Origin of the sequence: Streptomyces sp. NBC_01723 (assembly GCF_036246005.1) — a bacterium.
Taxonomy (GTDB): Bacteria; Actinomycetota; Actinomycetes; order Streptomycetales; family Streptomycetaceae; genus Streptomyces.
This window is the reverse complement of the sequence record NZ_CP109171.1, coordinates 5,636,526-5,654,786: the sequence shown is the minus strand read 5'-3', so window position 1 is coordinate 5,654,786 and position 18,261 is coordinate 5,636,526. Positions and strand designations below refer to the sequence as shown.

General features: G+C 72.5%; 14 protein-coding genes. 2 read left to right on the top strand and 12 right to left on the bottom strand.

Annotated elements, in window-relative coordinates:
* The first annotated feature begins 58 nt into the window (after positions 1 to 58).
* Together OIE75_RS26315 and OIE75_RS26310 are read left to right on the top strand one after the other, a co-directional pair.
* Positions 59 to 1,057, top strand: coding sequence for an aldo/keto reductase (locus tag OIE75_RS26315; RefSeq protein WP_161331433.1), 999 nt, complete (start codon positions 59 to 61; stop codon positions 1,055 to 1,057).
* A 99-nt stretch (positions 1,058 to 1,156) separates the two neighbouring features.
* A complete protein-coding gene (locus OIE75_RS26310; RefSeq protein WP_329472293.1) occupies positions 1,157 to 2,326 on the top strand; it encodes a PQQ-dependent sugar dehydrogenase in 1,170 nt (389 codons plus the stop codon).
* A 6-nt stretch (positions 2,327 to 2,332) separates the two neighbouring features.
* On the opposite strand, the gene OIE75_RS26305 is transcribed toward OIE75_RS26310, so the two are convergent.
* From OIE75_RS26305 to ligA, 12 genes are all read right to left on the bottom strand, one after another.
* Positions 2,333 to 2,533, bottom strand: a complete 201-nt coding sequence (locus tag OIE75_RS26305) for a DUF6191 domain-containing protein (protein WP_329472292.1) — start codon at positions 2,531 to 2,533, stop codon at positions 2,333 to 2,335.
* A gap of 39 nt (positions 2,534 to 2,572) precedes the next feature.
* The gene (locus OIE75_RS26300) at positions 2,573 to 5,659 is read right to left on the bottom strand and encodes a helix-turn-helix transcriptional regulator (protein ID WP_307015230.1); all 3,087 of its coding nucleotides are present in this window, start codon (positions 5,657 to 5,659) and stop codon (positions 2,573 to 2,575) included.
* Between the two features lie 98 nt (positions 5,660 to 5,757).
* On the bottom strand, positions 5,758 to 5,943 hold the full coding sequence (locus tag OIE75_RS26295; protein ID WP_307015229.1) for a hypothetical protein: 186 nt from the start codon (positions 5,941 to 5,943) through the stop codon (positions 5,758 to 5,760).
* Positions 5,944 to 6,142: 199 nt separating this feature from the next.
* Positions 6,143 to 6,706, bottom strand: coding sequence for a hypothetical protein (locus OIE75_RS26290; RefSeq protein WP_307015228.1), 564 nt, complete (start codon positions 6,704 to 6,706; stop codon positions 6,143 to 6,145).
* Between the two features lie 35 nt (positions 6,707 to 6,741).
* Entirely contained in the window at positions 6,742 to 7,317 is a 576-nt protein-coding gene (locus tag OIE75_RS26285) for a GNAT family N-acetyltransferase (RefSeq protein WP_122617616.1), read from the bottom strand.
* Positions 7,295 to 9,541 carry an MMPL family transporter gene (locus tag OIE75_RS26280; protein ID WP_329472291.1) on the bottom strand — a complete coding sequence of 749 codons (2,247 nt, stop codon included), beginning with the start codon at positions 9,539 to 9,541 and terminating at the stop codon, positions 7,295 to 7,297. The genes OIE75_RS26285 and OIE75_RS26280 overlap by 23 nt, the downstream gene beginning before the upstream one ends.
* A gap of 211 nt (positions 9,542 to 9,752) precedes the next feature.
* Positions 9,753 to 11,267, bottom strand: coding sequence for an Asp-tRNA(Asn)/Glu-tRNA(Gln) amidotransferase subunit GatB (gatB, locus tag OIE75_RS26275; protein ID WP_307015226.1), 1,515 nt, complete (start codon positions 11,265 to 11,267; stop codon positions 9,753 to 9,755).
* Between the two features lie 15 nt (positions 11,268 to 11,282).
* Positions 11,283 to 11,522: a hypothetical protein gene (locus tag OIE75_RS26270; RefSeq protein ID WP_055421828.1), complete on the bottom strand. Its 240-nt coding sequence runs from the start codon at positions 11,520 to 11,522 to the stop codon at positions 11,283 to 11,285.
* The gene (gatA, locus tag OIE75_RS26265) at positions 11,519 to 13,012 is read right to left on the bottom strand and encodes an Asp-tRNA(Asn)/Glu-tRNA(Gln) amidotransferase subunit GatA (RefSeq protein ID WP_329472290.1); all 1,494 of its coding nucleotides are present in this window, start codon (positions 13,010 to 13,012) and stop codon (positions 11,519 to 11,521) included. Before gatA ends, OIE75_RS26270 begins: the two co-directional genes overlap by 4 nt.
* Positions 13,013 to 13,017: 5 nt before the next feature.
* The gene (gene gatC / locus OIE75_RS26260) at positions 13,018 to 13,314 is read right to left on the bottom strand and encodes an Asp-tRNA(Asn)/Glu-tRNA(Gln) amidotransferase subunit GatC (RefSeq protein WP_003973500.1); all 297 of its coding nucleotides are present in this window, start codon (positions 13,312 to 13,314) and stop codon (positions 13,018 to 13,020) included.
* Between the two features lie 228 nt (positions 13,315 to 13,542).
* Complete coding sequence (locus tag OIE75_RS26255; RefSeq protein ID WP_329472289.1) at positions 13,543 to 15,780, bottom strand: putative bifunctional diguanylate cyclase/phosphodiesterase; 2,238 nt, start codon at positions 15,778 to 15,780, stop codon at positions 13,543 to 13,545.
* Positions 15,781 to 16,048: 268 nt separating this feature from the next.
* Positions 16,049 to 18,253: an NAD-dependent DNA ligase LigA gene (gene ligA / locus OIE75_RS26250; RefSeq protein ID WP_307015223.1), complete on the bottom strand. Its 2,205-nt coding sequence runs from the start codon at positions 18,251 to 18,253 to the stop codon at positions 16,049 to 16,051.
* Between the last annotated feature and the right edge of the window lie 8 nt (positions 18,254 to 18,261).

The following is an 18,261-nucleotide window of genomic DNA, read 5'->3' as shown; positions in this document are numbered from 1 at the left end:
GGGAGGCGGAGGGGCAGAGGTTAGGTTGGGTGGCCTGACGAGGGAGGGTCACGACCAGGTGGAGCGCAGGACGATCGGCGCGACGGCGCTCGCGGTGGGGGCCGTCGGACTGGGATGCATGCCGATGAGCTGGGCGTACAGCACGTCGCGGCAGCGGGGTGACGAGTCGGTCAGGGCGGTGCACCGGGCCCTCGACCTGGGCGCCACCCTGCTGGACACGGCGGACATGTACGGCCCGTTCACCAACGAGCTGCTGCTGGGGCGGGTGTTGCGGGAGCGGCGGTCCGACGCCTTCGTGTCGACCAAGGTCGGACTCCTCGTGGGCGAGCAGCACATCGTGGCCAACGGCCGCCCCGGCTATGTGCGACGGGCCTGCGACGCCTCGCTGCGCCGGCTCCAGACGGACGTCATCGACCTCTACCAACTCCACCGGGCCGACCCCGAGATACCGGTCGAGGAGACCTGGGGCGCGATGGCCGACCTGGTGCGGGCGGGGAAGGTGCGGGCGCTCGGGCTCTGCGCGGTCGGCGCGCGGTCGGCCCGGCGGCCGGGGGCGCGGCTGCACGACGCGACGATCGGGCAGCTGGAGCGGGTGCAGCAGGTCTTCCCGGTGAGCGCGGTACAGGCCGAGCTGTCGGTGTGGTCGCCGGAGGCGCTGCGCACCCTGCTGCCGTGGTGCGTCTCGCGCGGCGTGGGCTTCCTCGCCGCGATGCCGCTGGGCAACGGCTATCTGACCGGCACGCTGACGCCCGGGCAGGGCTTCGAGCCGGAGGACCTGCGCGCCCGGCATCCCCGCTTCACCGCCGAGATGATGGCCGCCAACCAGCCGATCGTGGCCGGCCTGCGCCGGATAGCGGCCCGGCACGGCGACGACGTCACCCCGGCGCAGGTGGCGCTGGCGTGGGTGCTGGCCCAGGGACGGCACGTGGTGCCGGTGCCGGGCACCAAGCGGGAGCGCTGGGTGGGCGAGAACGCCGGGGCGGCCGGGCTGCGGCTGACCGAGCGGGACCTGGCGGAGGTGCGGGGACTGCCGGCGGCGCGGGGCTCCTGGGACTGACCGGCGCCGGGGGCTGCCCGGGTTCGGGTTGCGGCGATCGGGAACCTGGAAGGCCCGTGCGGTGTATGACAGGGAAGAACCCGCCGCGTCGAAGGGACCATGATCGTGCAACGTCGAGCCGTGTCGGCCGTGTTGGCCGCCGCCGCCCTCCTGCTGACGGCCGGCTGCTCCTCCGGCGACGGGGACCCGTCGGACACGGACGGCGGCGCCTCCTCCGCGACCACGACCGCGCGGTCCTCGCCGTCCGGACCGGCCGCCGAGGAGACGCCGCCGGCGAAGGGCTCCGTGAAGGTGCTCCGTACGGTCACCACGGGACTGGACAGCCCCTGGGGACTGGCCCCAATGCCGGGCGGCGACCTGTTGGTCTCCTCCCGCGACGACGCCACGATCACGCGCGTCTCCGAGAAGAACGGCGACAAGACGGAGCTGGGCGAGGTGCCCGGGGTCTCCGCGTCGGGCGAGGGCGGCCTCCTGGGCATCGCGCTCTCCCCCGACTACGCCTCGGACCACATGATCTACGCGTACTACACCTCCGCCTCGGACAACCGCATCGTGCGCATGCTGTACGACGAGAAGAAGCCGGCCGGTGAGCAGCTGGGGGCGCCCGACACGGTCTTCCGGGGCATTCCCAAGGGCGTGATCCACAACGGCGGCCGGATCGCCTTCGGCCCCGACAAGATGCTCTACGCGGGCACCGGCGAGAGCGGTGACACCGGGCTGTCGCAGGACAAGGACTCCCTGGGCGGCAAGATCCTCCGCATGACGCCGGACGGCGAACCGGCGCCCGGCAACCCCTTCCCCGACTCCCCGGTGTACACCTACGGCCACCGGAACGTGCAGGGGCTGGCCTGGGACGGCAGGCAGCGCCTGTTCGCCTCGGAGTTCGGCCAGGACACCTGGGACGAGCTGAACGCGATCAAGCCGGGCGACAACTACGGCTGGCCGGAGGCGGAGGGCGAGGGCGGCGGCTCCGGGTTCCACGACCCGGTGACCCAGTGGAGCACCGACGAGGCCTCCCCCAGCGGCATCGCGTACGCGGCGGGCTCGGTGTGGATGGCGGGGCTGCGCGGCGAGCGGCTGTGGCGGATCCCGCTGAAGGGCACGGAGACCTCGGCCGACCCGCAGGCGTTCCTGGAGGACGAGTACGGCCGGCTGCGCACGGTGGCCCCGGCGGGCGGCGACAAGCTGTGGCTGGTCACCAGCAACACCGACGGCCGGGGCGACGCGAAGGGCGACGACGACCGGATCCTGGAGCTGGAGGTGAGCTAGGGGCTGTCACTCCTCCTCGGGAGGCGCGGGCTTCGCGGCCTCCTCGAGGTGCGGCGGGTGGACGACGACCCGGCCCGAGCCGAGGTCTATCGGGCCCCGGCCGGGGTCGCCGTCACCGACGTCCTCGCGGGTCAGCTCCAGGCGGTTCTGCTCGTCGCGGGTGTGCTTGCGGCCGGGGGAGAACAGTTCGTCGAATGCGTTGAACACGCGTGCCTCCGTCGTTCGGCGTCCCTTACAGCGTAAGCGTCACTCCGTCGAACCGGACGTGAGCCGTTCGGCGGGGAACAGCGCCAGCCGGTGGGCCAGTGCCGCCGCCTCGCCACGGCCGGAGACGCCGAGCTTCGCCAGGATGTTGGAGACGTGCACGCTGGCCGTCTTGGGCGAGATGAACAGCTCCTCGGCTATCTGGCGGTTGGTGCGGCCGTCGGAGACCAGGCGCAGCACGTCGCGCTCGCGGCCGGTGAGGCCCAGGGCCTCGGCCGGATCGGCGGGGGCGGTGTCGGGGCCCGTGCGGTGGCCGAGGGTGAGGCGAGCACGCTGGGCGAGCAGCGCGACGGCGTCGGCCAGCGGGCGGGCGCCGAGGTGTTCGGCGACGGTGCCGGCGAGGCGGAGCAGCTCCGTGGCGCGGGCGCGCTCGTCCTCGCCGCCGGTGGCCAGGAGCGCGCCCGCCAGCCGGTGGCGGACGCGGGCGAGATCGTAGGGCCGCTCCAGGCGCTCGAAGGCGGTGACCGCCTCCGACCAGGTCTGCGGGGTGTCCTGGTCCCGGGCCCGGTGCAGTTCGGCGCGGACCCACTTCTCGTGGGCCTCCCAGACGGGGACGCCGGTGGTCAGGGACTTGGCGGCGGCCGCGATGCGGTCGAGGACCTCGGCCCGGCCCTCGTCGGCGGCCGGCAGCGTGCGGGCGTCGGCCTCCGCCTCGGCGGCGGACAGCAGCAGCGGCCAGCCGTAGCGCTGGGTGCCGGGCGGGAAGCCCGCCTCCAGGATGCGGCCGAGCTCGGCGCGGGCGTCCGGGAGGCGGCCGTCGGCTGCGGCGATGCCGACGGTGAGGGCGGCCAGCGGCAGGTGGTGCTGCGGCATCGGGTCGTGGGTGCCGTAGGCGGCGCGGGCCTCGGCGTGCAGCCGGGCGGCCTCGGCGCGCTCGCCGCGGGCGAGGCTGACGACGGCCCGCTTGAGGGCGGCGCCGCCGCGCGGTGCGGGGCCCCGGCCGGGGGCGGCGGCCATGTCCGCGGCCCGCATCGCCTCGTCCCAGCGGCCCAGGGAGATCAGTGACTCGGCGAGATTGCCCCAGACCCAGGCCTCGGAGTCCAGCAGTCCCATCCGGCGCGTGAGGTCGATGCCTTCCCGCAGGATGCCGATGGCGTCCTCTGACCGGCCCAGGCTCTCCAGTGTCGAGGGCAGGTTGACGTGGCTGCGGGCCACCGCGGGGGAGCGTCCCTGCGCCACCACCAAGTCTCTGACCTGGAACATCTCCGCGAGTCCGGCCTCGATGTGCCCGGCGTCCACCATCAGGCCGCCGAGGGTGAGCCGGGCGTTCAGCTCGATGTCGTCGGCGCCGACCATGCGCGCGTACTCCACGGCCCGCTCGGCGGCGGTCACCGCGCCGGGGCCCGGGCTGTGCAGCATCTGCCAGTTGGCGGCCATGGCGAGGACCTCGGCGTGCACCTGGGAGGGCGGCAGGCCGCGGACCAGTTCCTGCGCGATGCCCAGCTCGCGCCAGCCGTCGCCGCGGCCCTGGGCCTGGACCAGGAGGGAGCGCTGCGTCCAGAACCAGGCGGCGCGCTGCGGGTCCCGGCCGCTCGCGCCCGGCCCGGCCCCCGTGTCCGGCTCGTCCTCCAGGAGCCGCAGCGCCCGCTTGGTGATCTTCATCGCGCGTTCGCGCTCCCCGCACAGCCGTCCGGCGACTGCGGCCTCGGCCATCAGGTCCAGGTAGCGCAGGGGCGTGGTGGCCGGGTCGCAGCCGCAGGGCGGGTAGACCTCGGTGTAGTCGACGGGGCGCAGCGTGTCGCGTACGTCGTCGGGGGCGGAGTCCCACAGCTCCATGGCCCGCTCCAGCAGCCGGAGCTGTTCGGAGTAGGCGTGGCGGCGGCGGGCCTCGACGGAGGCGTCGAGGACGGCGGGCAGGGCCTTCGCGGCGTCGTGGGCGTGGTACCAGTAGCTCGCCAGGCGCATCACGCGCTCCGTCGCGGGCACCAGCGTGGGCTCGGCGTCGAGAGCCTCGGCGTAGCGGCGGTTGAGGCGGGAGCGCTCGCCGGGCAGCAGGTCGTCGCCGACGGCCTCGCGGACCAGGGAGTGGCGGAAGCGGTAGCCGTCGCCGTCGGGCGCGGGGAGCAGGATGTTGGCGTTCACCGCGGACCGCAGTGCCTCGATGAGGTCGTCCTCGGCGAGCCGGGCGACCGCGGCGAGCAGCCGGTACTCGACGGTGGAGCCGCCCTCGGCGACGATCCGGGCCACCCGTTGGGCGCTCTCGGGGAGGGCCTCCACGCGGACCAGGAGCAGGTCGCGCAGGGAGTCGGTGAGGCCGGTGCAGCTGCCCTCGTGGGCGGCCACGGCGAGTTCCTCGACGAAGAAGGCGTTGCCGTCGGAGCGTTCGAAGATCTCGTCGACCTGGAGCGGGTCGGGTTCCTGGGCGAGGATGCCGGCGATCTGACGGCCCACCTCGTCGCGGGTGAAGCGGCCCAGTTCGAGGCGGCGGACGGTGCGCAGCCGGTCGAGTTCGGCGAGCAGCGGGCGCAGTGGGTGGCGGCGGTGGATGTCGTCGGAGCGATAGGTGGCCAGGACCACCAGGCGGCCGGTGCGCAGGGTGCGGAAGAGGTAGGCGATCAGGTGGCGGGTGGACGCGTCGGCCCAGTGCAGGTCCTCCAGGACGAGGAGGACGGTGTGCCGGGCGGCGACGCGCTCCAGCAGGCGGGCGGTGAGTTCGAAGAGGCGGGCCATGCTCTCCTCGTCGTGCCGGCCGCCGGTGCCCGGGGTGGCCTCGCCCACTTCGGGCAGCAGCCTGGCCAGTTCCTCCTCCTGTCCGGCGGCCGCGGCGGCCAGCTCCGTGGGCAGGTGGCGGCGCAGGGCGCGCAGCGCGGTGGAGAAGGGCGCGAAGGGCAGCCCGTCGGCGCCGATCTCGACGCAGCCGCCCAGCGCGACGACGGCGCCCTGCCGGCCGGCGCCGGCGGCGAACTCCTCGACGAGGCGGGTCTTGCCGACGCCCGCCTCGCCGCCGAGCAGCAGGGCCTGCGGTTCGGCGGCGTCGGCGCGACCGAGCGCGTCCTTCAAGGTGTCCAGTTCGCCGGCGCGACCGACGAACACGGGACTCACGGACCTGGTCTCCACGGACCAGAGCATCGCACGCGGGTCCGACAGCGGAGCACCGGTTGGCGGGACGGCCACGGAGACGACGGCGGGGAGGGAGGCCGTGCGGCCTCCCTCCCCGGTCCCCCCGTTCACGCGACCCGGGCGAACCGGTGCCGGCGCTGTCGCGGCGTATGGCTCTCCGTCTCGGCGGCGTCGTGCCGGGCCTGGCGGCGCTCGGCCCGACGGGCCTGGACGGCCTCGCGGGCCAGCCGGGCCTCGTCGGCGCGGCGGATGAGTTCGGCGGAACGGTTCCGGTGGATCTCGTACTCGAACATGGTGTGTCCCTTTTCCCTGGTGTGAGGCCGGTTTCGGCTTCGCTCTCCGCGATGCCTCAACCTTCGTCTCCCAGGGGGGTCCGCCACATCGGGCAAGTGCCGCATCTTCGGCGCCGGGCGGGGCCTTAGACGTGCGTGAGGGGCCTTAGGGACGGCGCCAGGTGCGCGCCCATGTCCTAAGACCCCTCAGAGAGCCGGGTCAGCCGGCGGACGGCAGGCCGAGAAGGATGTCCGTGTACTTCAGGACGGCCAGCAGCAGGCCGATGACGCCGAGGCCGACGCCCGCCCAGGCGACCGACTTGATCCACGGGGCCTGCGGCCGGCCGGGCGCGCCGAACGCGGGGCGGGCCAGCACCACGACGCCGACGATCAGGGCGACCAGGGCGAAGATGCCGCCCCACATCGCGGTGGCCTGCCAGGCGTTGCCGTAGCCCTTCTCGATCAGCGCGCCGACGTCGGAGGACGACGTCGACTGGAGCTGGCCGATCAGCGACTCGCGCGCGGAGGCCACGGTGCCGACCCAGCTGCCGGTCAGGGAGACGATGCCCAGTCCGGCGGAGACGACGGCGCCCGCGCCCTGGCCGACGCCGGTGGGGCCCTCGTTCTCGGTGGCACCGGTGACGGCGTCGTCCTCCACTGCCTCGTCGTTCACGGCGTCGGCGGTCTCGACCTCCGCGTTCTCGGGCGCCTCGGGCGCCTCGGCCACCGCGTCCGTCTTGTCCTCGGTCTTCACGCCGGTCTCGTCCACTGTCTTCGTTCCCATGCCTCGCACCGTACGGACGCTGTCTGAGAGGTCCCTTAATGATCCCTGTGAGCGGCACGCGCGCGTGCTTCACGCCACTCGGGCGCGAGGACCGCCCACACTTCCATGTCCTGGCGGGCACCCCGGTAGGGGAAGCTCTCGCGCAGCACACCCTCACGCATCATGCCGAGTCGCCGCGCGGCGTTGACACTCGGGGTGTTCGCCGAGGAGGCGTGCCACTCCACGCGGTGCATGCCGCGCTCGTCGAAGGCCCAGTCGATCAGGACGCGGGCGCCGCGAGTGACCAGGCCGCGGCCGGTTCCGGCGGGCTCCAGCCAGCAGCCGATCTCGCAGACGCCGGTGGCGGCGTCGAAGACGCGGTAGAGCAGGCCGCCGACGAGCTTGCCGTCCAGCCACAGCCCGTGCAGGAAGCCGCTGTCGGCGGCGTGCCGGTCGGCGTACGCCTGGAGCACCTCGCGCGCGGAGTCGACGTCGGTGGCCTTCGCCCCGAAGGGAATGTGCTCGGTGATGAAGTCCCGGCCACGGTCCAGATGGGCCAGGAACTCCTCGGCGTGCCAGGTCTCCAGGGGGCGCAGTTCGGCGCCGTCGTCACCCAGTGATATCGCGTACATCCCGCTGCCGCTCCTCCTCCGCGAGAACGTCCGCCACCTCGGCGTCCGTCGCAGCGGCCAGCCTCTCATGGGCGGCCCGGCACTCGGGCGGCTCGATGCTGATGCGCGGCAGTACGGCGTCCAGGCGGCGCGGCAGCCACCAGTTGGCGCGGCCCAGGAGGTGCATCAGGGCGGGCACCAGCAGCGTGCGCAGGACGAAGGCGTCCAGGGCCACGGCGGCGGCGAGCGCGATGCCGAACATGGCGATCACCCGGTCGCCGCTGAGCACGAAGGCGAGGAAGACCGAGATCATGATGACGGCGGCGGAGTTGATCACACGGCCGGTCTCGGCGAGCCCGACCCGGACCGCACGGCGGTTGTCGCCGGTCTCCAGCCACTCCTCGTACATCCGGCTGACCAGGAACACCTGGTAGTCCATGGAGAGCCCGAAGAGCACCGAGACCATGATCACGGGCAGGAAGGGTTCGATCGGTCCCGCGCTGCCGAGGCCGAGCAGTTCGCTCCCCCAGCCCCACTGGAAGATCGCCACGACGACGCCGAAGGCGGCGGCCACGGCGGCGACGTTCATGACGGCCGCCTTGAGGGGGATGCCGACGGAGCGGAAGGCGAGCAGGAGCAGCAGGCAGCCCAGGCCGACGACGACGCCGACGAAGAGGGGCAGCTTGCCGACGATGACCTCGGCGAAGTCGTCGTAACCGGCCGTCACGCCGCCCACGTGCACGTCGAGCGCGGTGCCGGCCTCGGCACGCGGCAGCACTTCGGAGCGCAGCCGCTCGACGAGGTCGCTGGTGTCCCGGGACTGCGGGGCGGACTCGGGTACGACGGTGAGGTACGCGGCGTCGCCGGCCGAGTTGTACGTCACCGGAGCCACCGAGGAGACGCCCTCGGTGGTGCGCAGGGTGGCGTCGAGGTTGTCCAGCGCGAGGCGGTCCTCGGCGCCGCGGACGTCGGTGACCAGGGTGAGCGGGCCGTTGACGCCGGGGCCGAAGCCGTCGGCGAGGAGGTCGTAGGCCTGGCGGGTGGTCGAGGAGCGGGGGTCGTTGCCCTGGTCGGAGGTGCCGAGGCGCAGATCGAGGGTGGGCAGCGCGAGCACGGTGATGACGACGAGGGCGACGGCGCCGAGCAGCTTGGGGTGCCGCTCGACGAGGGCCGACCAGCGTGCGGCGAAGCCGGTCGTCACCTCGGGTTCGGGCCCCTGCTCCGCGAGGCGGCGCCGCTCACGCCGGCTCAGCGCCCGCGGGCCGATGTACGACAGCAGGGCCGGCAGCAGGGTCACGGAGGCCGCGACGGTGAGGAGCACGGTCAGCGAGGCGGCGACGGCGACGCCGTTGAGGAAGCTGAGCCGGAGGATCAACATGCCCAGCAGCGCGATGCAAACGGTCGCACCCGCGAAGACGACGGCCCGTCCCGTGGTCGCCACGGCACTGGCGGCGGCCTCGGTGACGGACAGGCCGCGCTTCAGTCCGCGCCGGTGCCTGGTGACGATGAACAGGGCGTAGTCGATCCCCACGCCGAGTCCGATGAGGGTGCCCAGCATGGGCGCGAAGTCGGCGACGGTCATGAAGTGACCGAGGAGCGTGATGCCGGCGTAGGCGGTGCCGACGGAGACCAGCGCGGTGGCGATGGGCAGCAGGGCCGCGGCCACGGAGCCGAAGGCGAGGAACAGCACGACCGCGGCCACGGCCACGCCGACGGCCTCGGCGAGGTGGCTGCCGGCCGACTCGGTGAGCGCGACGGCGCCGCCGCCCAGTTCGACCCGGAGCCCGTCGGTCTCGGCCGCCTCGGCGGTCTCGACCACGGCCCGCGCCTCCCCCGCGTCGATGTCCCGGGAGGCGTCCCCGAAGGTGACCGTGGCGTACGCGGTGCGGGCGTTCTCGCTGATCCGGGGCGAGTCGGGGTCGTCGTACGGGTTGGTCACCGCGGCCACCCCGGGCAGTTCGGCGATGCGCTCCAGGGTGCCGGTCATGGCCTGTTCGACGTCGGGGGCGCGGACGGTGCCGTCCGTGGTGTGCCAGACGACCGTGTCGCTCTCGCCGTCGAGGCCGGGGAAGCCGGAGGCGAGCAGCCGGGAGGCGCGGTCGGAGTCCGTGCCGGGGATCGCGTAGTCGTTGGAGTAGGCGGAGCCCGTGACGGCGGCGGCCGTGGCCACGCCGCCGAGGGCGAGGAGCCACAGCAGGACGGCGATGAGCCGACGTCGAACACACCAGCGTGCGAGGGCTGCCACGAACGTGCTCCCAGGTGTCTGATTGTGGATCTTTGACCGGGGGCAGTCGTCCATGGTGTGAACGGCCCGCAAAGAACGCATGAGCAATGCGGAATCACTCTTGCAGGCAGAATTGATCGTTTGCGGACTTAGTGGGCTTATTCACAACAACGGCCATGGGGGGACGCGCCGTGGCCGGCGCGTCCCCCCATGGCTCTCGGTGTACCGGTGCTCAGCCCTCGGCCACGCCCAGCTTCTCCAGGATCAACTCCTTGACGCGGGCCGCGTCCGCCTGGCCCCGGGTCGCCTTCATGACCGCGCCGACCAGGGCGCCGGCCGCGGCCACCTTGCCGCCGCGGATCTTGTCCGCGACGCCCGGGTTGCCGGCGATGGCGTCGTCGACGGCGGCGGTCAGCGCGCCCTCGTCGGAGACGACCTTCAGGCCGCGCTTGTCGACGACCTCGTCCGGCGTGCCCTCACCGGCGAGGACGCCCAGGATGACCTGGCGGGCCAGCTTGTCGTTCAGGTCGCCCTTCGTCACCAGTTCGGCGACGCGGGCGACCTGGACCGGCGTGATCGCCAGCTCGTCGAGCCCCTTGCCCGACTCGTTGGCGCTGCGGGCCAGCTCGCCCATCCACCACTTGCGGGCGGAGGTCGCGTCGGCTCCGGCGTCGATCGTGGCGACGATCGGGTCCAGTGCTCCGGCGTTGAGGATGGACTGCATGTCGTTGCCGGAGATGCCCCACTCCTCGCGGAGCCGGTTGCGGCGCACCAGCGGCAGCTCGGGCAGGGTGGACCGGATCTCCTCGACCCACGCCCGGGTGGGGGCCACCGGCACCAGGTCGGGCTCCGGGAAGTACCGGTAGTCCTCGGCCTCCTCCTTCACGCGGCCCGAGGTGGTGGACCCCGTGTCCTCGTGGAAGTGGCGGGTCTCCTGGACGATGGTGCCGCCGTCGTTGAGCACGGCGGCGTGCCGCTGGATCTCGAAGCGGGCCGCGCGCTCCACGGAACGCAGCGAGTTGACGTTCTTGGTCTCGCTGCGGGTGCCGAACTTCTCCCGGCCGTGCGGGCGCAGCGACAGGTTGACGTCGCAGCGCATCTGGCCCATCTCCATGCGGGCCTCGGACACGCCGAGGGCACGGATCAGCTCGCGCAGCTCACGGACGTAGGCCCGGGCGACCTCGGGGGCGCGCTCGCCCGCTCCCTCGATCGGCTTGGTGACGATCTCGATGAGCGGGATGCCGGCGCGGTTGTAGTCGAGCAGGGAGTGCGAGGCGCCGTGGATACGGCCCGTCGCGCCACCGACGTGTGTCGACTTGCCGGTGTCCTCCTCCATGTGGGCGCGCTCGATCTGGACGCGGAAGGTTTCGCCGTCCTCCAGTTGCACGTCGAGGTAGCCGTCGAAGGCGATCGGCTCGTCGTACTGGGAGGTCTGGAAGTTCTTCGGCATGTCCGGATAGAAGTAGTTCTTCCGGGCGAATCGGCACCACTCGGCGATCTCGCAGTTCAGCGCGAGACCGATCCGGATCGCCGACTCGACGCCGGTCGCGTTGACGACCGGGAGGGCGCCGGGCATGCCGAGGCAGACGGGACAGGTCTGGGTGTTCGGGTCGGCGCCGAGCGCGGTCGAACAGCCGCAGAACATCTTGGTCTTGGTGCCGAGTTCGACATGGACCTCGAGGCCCATGACGGGGTCGTACGACGCGAGTGCGTCCTCGTACGACACCAGGTCGGTCGTGGTGGTCACGGTGAAACTTCCCTCTCAGCCCAGCAGGACGTCGTCGTCGCCGAGCCGCTTCAGCTCGCGGTAGAGGATGGCGAGGTTGGTGACGACCGCGGCGCCCGTGACGACGGCGTCGAGCAGCCGCAGCGTGTCGTTGTCACCACGGGCCTTCTTGATCTGCTTGTAGACCCCGACGGCGCCGAACGCCGACGTGGCCATCGAGACGTACAGGCCGGACCGGGACTTCTTGAAGCCCTTTGCCTTGGTCAGTGCGCTCACAGCGACGGTGCCTCCTCGATCAGCGGGTGGCCCCACTGTTCCACGAAGGCGGCCTCTACGGCGGCGCCGACCTTGTACAGGCGGTCGTCCTTCATGGCGGGGGCGATGATCTGCAGACCCACCGGCAGGTTGTCCTCGGGGGCGAGGCCGCAGGGCAGCGACATGGCCGCGTTGCCCGCCAGGTTGGTGGGGATGGTGCACAGGTCGGCCAGGTACATCGCCATCGGGTCGTCGGCGCGCTCGCCGATCGGGAAGGCGGTGGTCGGGGTCGTCGGGGAGACGATCACGTCGACCTGCTCGAAGGCCCGCTCGAACTCCTGCTTGATGAGGGTGCGGACCTTCTGCGCGCTGCCGTAGTAGGCGTCGTAGTACCCGCTCGACAGGGCGTACGTGCCGAGCATGATGCGGCGCTTGACCTCGGGGCCGAAGCCGGCCTCGCGGGTCAGGGAGGTGACCTCCTCGGCGGAGTGCGTGCCGTCGTCGCCGGTCCGCAGGCCGTAGCGCAGGCCGTCGAAGCGGGCGAGGTTGGACGAGCACTCGGACGGCGCGATCAGGTAGTACGCCGACAGCGCCAGGTCGAAGGACGGGCAGTCCAGCTCGACGATCTCGGCGCCCAGCGACTTCAGCAGCTCGACGGACTCGTCGAAGCGCTGGATGACGCCGGCCTGGTAGCCCTCGCCGCGGAACTGCTTGACGACGCCGACGCGCATGCCCCCGACGCTGCCGTTGCGGGCGGCCTCGACGACCGCGGGGACCGGGGCGTCGACGGAGGTGGAGTCCATCGGGTCGTGCCCGGCGATCACCTCGTGCAGCAGGGCCGCGTCCAGGACCGTGCGGGCGCAGGGGCCGCCCTGGTCGAGGGAGGAGGAGAAGGCCACCATGCCGTAGCGGGAGACGCCGCCGTAGGTCGGCTTGACGCCGACCGTGCCGGTGACGGCCGCGGGCTGGCGGATGGAACCGCCGGTGTCGGTGCCGATGGCGAGCGGGGCCTGGAAGGCGGCGAGGGCGGCGGAGGAGCCACCTCCGGAACCGCCGGGGATCTTGGTGAGGTCCCAGGGGTTGCCGGTGGGGCCGTAGGCGCTGTTCTCGGTGGAGGACCCCATGGCGAACTCGTCCATGTTGGTCTTGCCGAGGATGACGACGTCGGCGGCCTTGAGGCGCTTGGTGACGGTCGCGTCGTACGGCGGGATCCAGCCTTCGAGGATCTTCGAGCCGACGGTGGTCGGGATGCCCTCGGTGGTGAAGATGTCCTTCAGCGCGAGGGGGACGCCGGCCAGCGGGCCGAGCTTCTCGCCGCGCTCGCGCTTGGCGTCGACCTCGCGGGCCTGGGCCAGCGCGCCCTCGCGGTCCACGTGCAGGAAGGCGTGCACCTTCTCGTCGACGGCCTCGATGCGGGCCAGGTGGGCCTCGGTGACCTGGACGGCGGTCAGCTCGCCGGCGGCGATCTTCGCGGCGATCTCGGCCGCGGTGAGCCTGATGATGTCGCTCATGGCGGTTACTCCTCCCCCAGGATCTGCGGCACCTTGAAACGCTGCTGCTCCTGGGCCGGGGCGCCGGAGAGCGCCTGCTCGGGCGTGAGCGACGGACGGACCTCGTCCGGCCGCATGACGTTCGTCAGCGGGAGCGGGTGCGAGGTCGGCGGTACGTCTTGGTCGGCGACCTCGCTGACGCGGGCGACCGCGCCGATGATGTCGTCGAGCTGTCCCGCGAAGTGCTCTAGCTCTTCGGGCTTCAGCTCCAGACGCGCCAGCCGGGCGAGGTGGGCGACCTCCTCGCGCGTGATGCCAGGCATGCAGCGTTCCTCTGGGGTGAGTGTGTTTCTACGGGCAAGTCGGTTTGGCCCAATCCTATGGGGCGGGACCTCGTGCACGTTAAACGGTTTCCCTCAGCGCCCCGGATACGGCGCGGGAGCGCCGCAAAGGAGCGCGGGGCTGTGTCGATCAGCGGCTCCGCCGCGCGGGCGCGACCAGCCACGACGAAGCCGCACCCGACCGACGGCCGAACCATGGCACCGGCGTGCCTACCCGGCCCGCCCCGGGTCGTCCCCGGCGGCAGCCGGCAGCGCCGGCGCGGGCCGCTGCCACCCCCGCGACCCCCGCGCCCGCAGCCACGCCGTCGTCTCCTCCGGCGGCATCGCCGCCGCGACCAGCCACCCCTGTACGGCGTCGCAGCCCAGGTCGCGCAGGCCCTCCCAGGTCTCGTCGTCCTCGACGCCCTCGGCGACGACGAGCAGGCCGAGCGAGTGGGCGAGGTCGACGGTGCAGCGCACGATGGCCGCGTCCTCGGCATCCACGGCCAGCCGGGCCACGAACGAGCGGTCGATCTTCAGCTCGCTGACCGGGAGCCTGCGCAGATGGACGAGGGAGGAGTAGCCGGTGCCGAAGTCGTCCAGGGACATCTTCACGCCGTGCCCGGTCAGCGCGTTGAGGGTGTCGGCGGCGCGCTGCGGGTCCTCGAGGAGGACGTGCTCGGTGATCTCCAGTTGGAGCGCTCCCGCGGGGACTCCGTGCCGGGCCAGCCGGGCGGCCACCGAGCCCGCGAAGCCGGGGGTGTGGACGTCGCGCGGGGAGACGTTGACCGCGACCGGCACGAAGAGTCCCTGCGAGCGCCACTGGGCGACCTGTTCGAGCGCCGTCTCCAGCACGTACTCGGTGAGGTGGGGCATCAGCCCGGAGGACTCGGCGATCGCTATGAACTCGTCCGGCGGGACCTTGCCGCGCTCGGGGTGCACCCACCGGACCAGCGCCTCCAGGCCGGCGACCTGTCCGTCGAACCGCACCTTGGGCTGGTAGTGGAGCTGGACCTCGTGGGCGTCCAGGGCCCGGCGCAGGTCGCCCAGCAGGCCGAGGCGGTCCGGGGTGTTGGAGTCCCGCTTGGACTCGTAGACCTCCACGCCCGTACGGTCCCGCTTGGCCTGGTACATCGCCACGTCGGCGCGGCGCAGCAGTCCTTCGGCGTCCAGCGCGTGGTCGGGGAAGACGGCGACGCCGGCGCTGGCCTCCAGGACGAGGGTGAGTCCGTCCAGGTCCATCGGGGAGCTGAGCGCGGCGACGAGTCCCCGGGCGATCCGGGTCGCCGACGTGGTGGAGTCGGCGACGGGCAGTAAGACGGCGAACTCGTCGCCGCCGAGCCGCGCGGCCTCCGCCCCGCGCGGAAGGGCCTGCCGCAGCCGGTCGGCGGTCTGAAGCAGCAGCCGGTCGCCGGCGAGGTGGCCGAGGGTGTCGTTGACCGAACGGAAGCGGTCGAGGTCGATCAGCATCAGGGCGGTGCGGGCGCCGATGCGCTCGGCGTCGTCCAGCGCGGTCCAGGTCCGCTCCAGGAGCCACTGCCGGTTGGGCAGTCCGGTGAGGGGGTCGCGGAGCTGTTCCTCGGCGCGGGCGCGGGCGATCCACAGGGTGGAGTCGAGGGCGATCAGCGGGATGGCGAACAGCGGCAGCAGCAGCGGCTTGGCGACGGCGACGACGCAGATCAGCGGGGCTATGCCGAGCAGGGCGACGGCGACCAGGCCGTGCCTGACCAGGGCGGTGCGGGCAACGGTGCTCAGACCGGGGCGGGGCGTCTGGAGGTACCACAACAGGCCGCGGGTGACGGCGAGATAGGCGGCGGCGACGAGCACCACCTTGGGCGCCGCGTACACGCCCCAGGTGTTGGGGTCCCAGGGCTCCTCCACCGACGGTACGGAGCCGCAGACGCCCAGCAGCAGGGCGCCCGCGGCGACGCCGAGGAGGTCCACCGCGCCGTGCAGGACGCCCTGCCGCCAGCGGCCCCGGCGGGCTATGCCGACCAGGACGACGACGGTGAGGCTGACCATGCCGGCCGGAAGCCAGCCGTACAGCAGCAGGACGGCGAGGGTGAGGGCGGCGCCGGAGCCGGTACCGCCCCACCAGCGGGAGCGGCCGAGCATGACGAGGTGGCCGACGACGACGCCGGCCAGTACGGCGAGGGACCACCCGGCGGTGCCGTCCGGGAAGAGGGCGTGGCCGCCGGTGAACGCCCGGTAGAACCCGGCGCCCAGCACGAAGGCGGCGGTCGCGACGACGGCCGCGGGCAACGCGGGCCAGGACGGGTGCCGTTCGCTCTCGGCGCCGGACAGGCCGGGGGCGTGGCCCGGGACCGGCGGCACCGATCCGCGGACGCTCGCCGCGGGATAGAGGGCACCACCCGCGCGTAGCCCCACCCACCGGCCCGCGTGCCACGCGTCCGTCATGCGACGCAGGCGCAGCCGTGAGCCCGCGGCGGCGCTCTCGGTCGGTTCCATTCCCGTCCCTCTCACAGCCTGCGGTGCCCACGCCACGCGGTCGGACGCCCGACAACCATCAACGGCTCCGCGTTGGAAGACCCTGCCCCTGTCCCTGTCCCTGTCCCTCGCGGCAGGGGGTGCCCCGACCGCGGCTGGGCACGGCAGGTGCACACCTCAACAGTAGGCCGCGGAAGGCTTCCAGGGGCACCGGTCGTCGACGGTTGCCCGAATGCGACCCGGCCACCCTTATGCATCTGATATGCGCCGATCGGGTGGCCTTCAACCGCTATTCCTCAGCCGAAAGTGCGACGTCGGCCGCCGCTTCGGCTCCTTGTTCGAGCAGGACGGTGAAACCGTCCTCGTCCAGAACCGGCACCTTCAGCTGCATCGCCTTGTCGTACTTCGACCCGGGGTTGTCACCGACCACGACGAACGACGTCTTCTTGGACACCGATCCGGTCACCTTGGCGCCCCTGCCCTGGAGGGCTTCCTTGGCGGCGTCGCGGGTGAAGTTCTCCAGGGTGCCGGTGACGACGACGGTGAGCCCTTCGAGGGGGCGCGGCCCCTCGTCCTCGCCGCTCGACCGGTCCTCAAGGGGAACCCCGGCCGCCTTCCACTTGCGCACGATCTCGCGGTGCCACTCCTCGGCGAACCACTCCTTGAGGGCGGTGGCGATGATCGGGCCGACGCCGTCGGTGTTCGACAACTCCGCCTCGGTGGCCTGCTCGATGCGGTCGAGTGAGCGGAACTCGCGGGCCAGGGCCTGCGCGGCGACGGGCCCGACGTGGCGGATGGAGAGCCCGTTGAGGAAACGGGCGAGGGGGCGGGTGGTCTTGGCCTCCTCGATGTGCTGGAGCAGTGCGAGGGTGTTCTTCTTCGGCTCGCCCTGCTTGTTGGCGAAGACCGTGACGATCTTCTCCTCGCCGGTCTTCGGATCGCGCTTGGGCAGTCCGCTGTCCTGGTCGAGGACGTACGCCTTGATGGGCAGCAGTTGCTCGACGGTGAGGTCGAAGATGTCCCCCTCGTCCACCAGCGGCGGCTCGGCGGGCTCCAGCGGCCCGGTCAGCGCGGCCGCCACGACGCCGCCGAAGTGCTCGATGTCCAGGCACTCCCGGCCCGCGAGGTAGGCGACCCGCTCACGCAACTGGGCGGGGCACGCACGCGCGTTGGGGCACCGCAGGTCGATGTCGCCCTCCTTCATCGCCTTCAGCGGCGTCCCGCACTCGGGGCACTCCGCCGGCATCACGAACTCCCGCTCGCTGCCGTCCCGGAGGTCGGCGACCGGTCCGAGGATCTCCGGGATGACGTCGCCGGCCTTGCGGAGCACCACGGTGTCGCCGATGAGCACGCCCTTGGCCTTGACGACCTCCTGGTTGTGCAGCGTGGCGAACTCGACCTCGCTGCCGGCCACGGTGACCGGCTCGACCTGCGCGTAGGGCGTGACCCGGCCGGTGCGGCCGACGCCGACCTTGATGTCGACGAGCTTGGTGTTGACCTCCTCCGGCGCGTACTTGTAGGCGATGGCCCAGCGGGGGGCGCGGGCGGTGGAGCCGAGCCGCCCCTGGAGGCGGATCTCGTCGAGCTTGACGACGACCCCGTCGATCTCGTGGGCCACGGAGTGCCGGTTCTCGCCGTAGTGGGCGATGAACTCGCGTACGCCCTCCAGGCCGTCGACCACCCTGTTGTGCGGGGAGGTGGGCAGGCCCCAGGTCTTCAGCAGGTCGTACGCCTGGGAGAGGCGGGTCATGCCCGAGTAGCCCTCCAGGACGCCGATGCCGTGGACCACCATGTGCAGCGGGCGGGTGGCGGTGACGCGCGGGTCCTTCTGGCGCAGGGAACCGGCGGCCGCGTTGCGGGGGTTGGCGAAGGGCTTGTCCCCCGCCTCGTTCAACCGGGCGTTGAGTTCCTGGAACTTCTCCATCGGGAAGTAGACCTCGCCGCGGATCTCCACGCGGTCGGGGACCTTGTCGCCCTTGAGGCGCTCGGGGATCTCGGCGATGGTGCGCACGTTGGGCGTGATGTCCTCGCCGGTGCGGCCGTCGCCGCGGGTGGCCGCGCGGACGAGGCGGCCACGCTCGTAGGTGAGGTTGACGGCGAGTCCGTCGACCTTCAGCTCGCACAGGAAGTGGTACTCCTGCTCGCCCAGCTCCCTGGCGATGCGCTCGGTCCAGGCGGCCAGCTCCTCGTCGTTGAACGTGTTGTCGAGGGAGAGCATGCGCGTGGGGTGCGCGACGGCCGTGAACTCGGTCTCGTAGGAGCCGGCGACCTTCTGGGTCGGGGACTCGGGGGTGCGCAGCTCGGGGTGGCGCTCCTCCAGCTCCTCCAGGGTGCGCAGCAGCCGGTCGAAGTCCGCGTCGCTGACGACGGGGGCGTCCTTCACGTAGTACCGGAAGCGGTGCTCCTCGATCTGCTCAGCGAGTTGCGCGTGCTTCTCGCGCGCCTCGGCGGGCACGCTTGTCGTCTCCGCTTGCTTGTCGCCGGCCACCGGCATGTCCTCCC

Coding starts and splice junctions, on each gene's coding strand:
- OIE75_RS26310 (WP_329472293.1), top strand. CDS start 1,157: ATGATCGTGCAACGTCGAGCCGTGTCGGCCGTGTTGGCCGCCGCCGCC.
- OIE75_RS26300 (WP_307015230.1), bottom strand. CDS start 5,659: ATGCTCTGGTCCGTGGAGACCAGGTCCGTGAGTCCCGTGTTCGTCGGT.
- OIE75_RS26295 (WP_307015229.1), bottom strand. CDS start 5,943: ATGTTCGAGTACGAGATCCACCGGAACCGTTCCGCCGAACTCATCCGC.
- OIE75_RS26290 (WP_307015228.1), bottom strand. CDS start 6,706: ATGGGAACGAAGACAGTGGACGAGACCGGCGTGAAGACCGAGGACAAG.
- OIE75_RS26285 (WP_122617616.1), bottom strand. CDS start 7,317: ATGTACGCGATATCACTGGGTGACGACGGCGCCGAACTGCGCCCCCTG.
- gatA (WP_329472290.1), bottom strand. CDS start 13,012: ATGAGCGACATCATCAGGCTCACCGCGGCCGAGATCGCCGCGAAGATC.
- gatC (WP_003973500.1), bottom strand. CDS start 13,314: ATGCCTGGCATCACGCGCGAGGAGGTCGCCCACCTCGCCCGGCTGGCG.
- OIE75_RS26255 (WP_329472289.1), bottom strand. CDS start 15,780: ATGGAACCGACCGAGAGCGCCGCCGCGGGCTCACGGCTGCGCCTGCGT.
- ligA (WP_307015223.1), bottom strand. CDS start 18,253: ATGCCGGTGGCCGGCGACAAGCAAGCGGAGACGACAAGCGTGCCCGCC.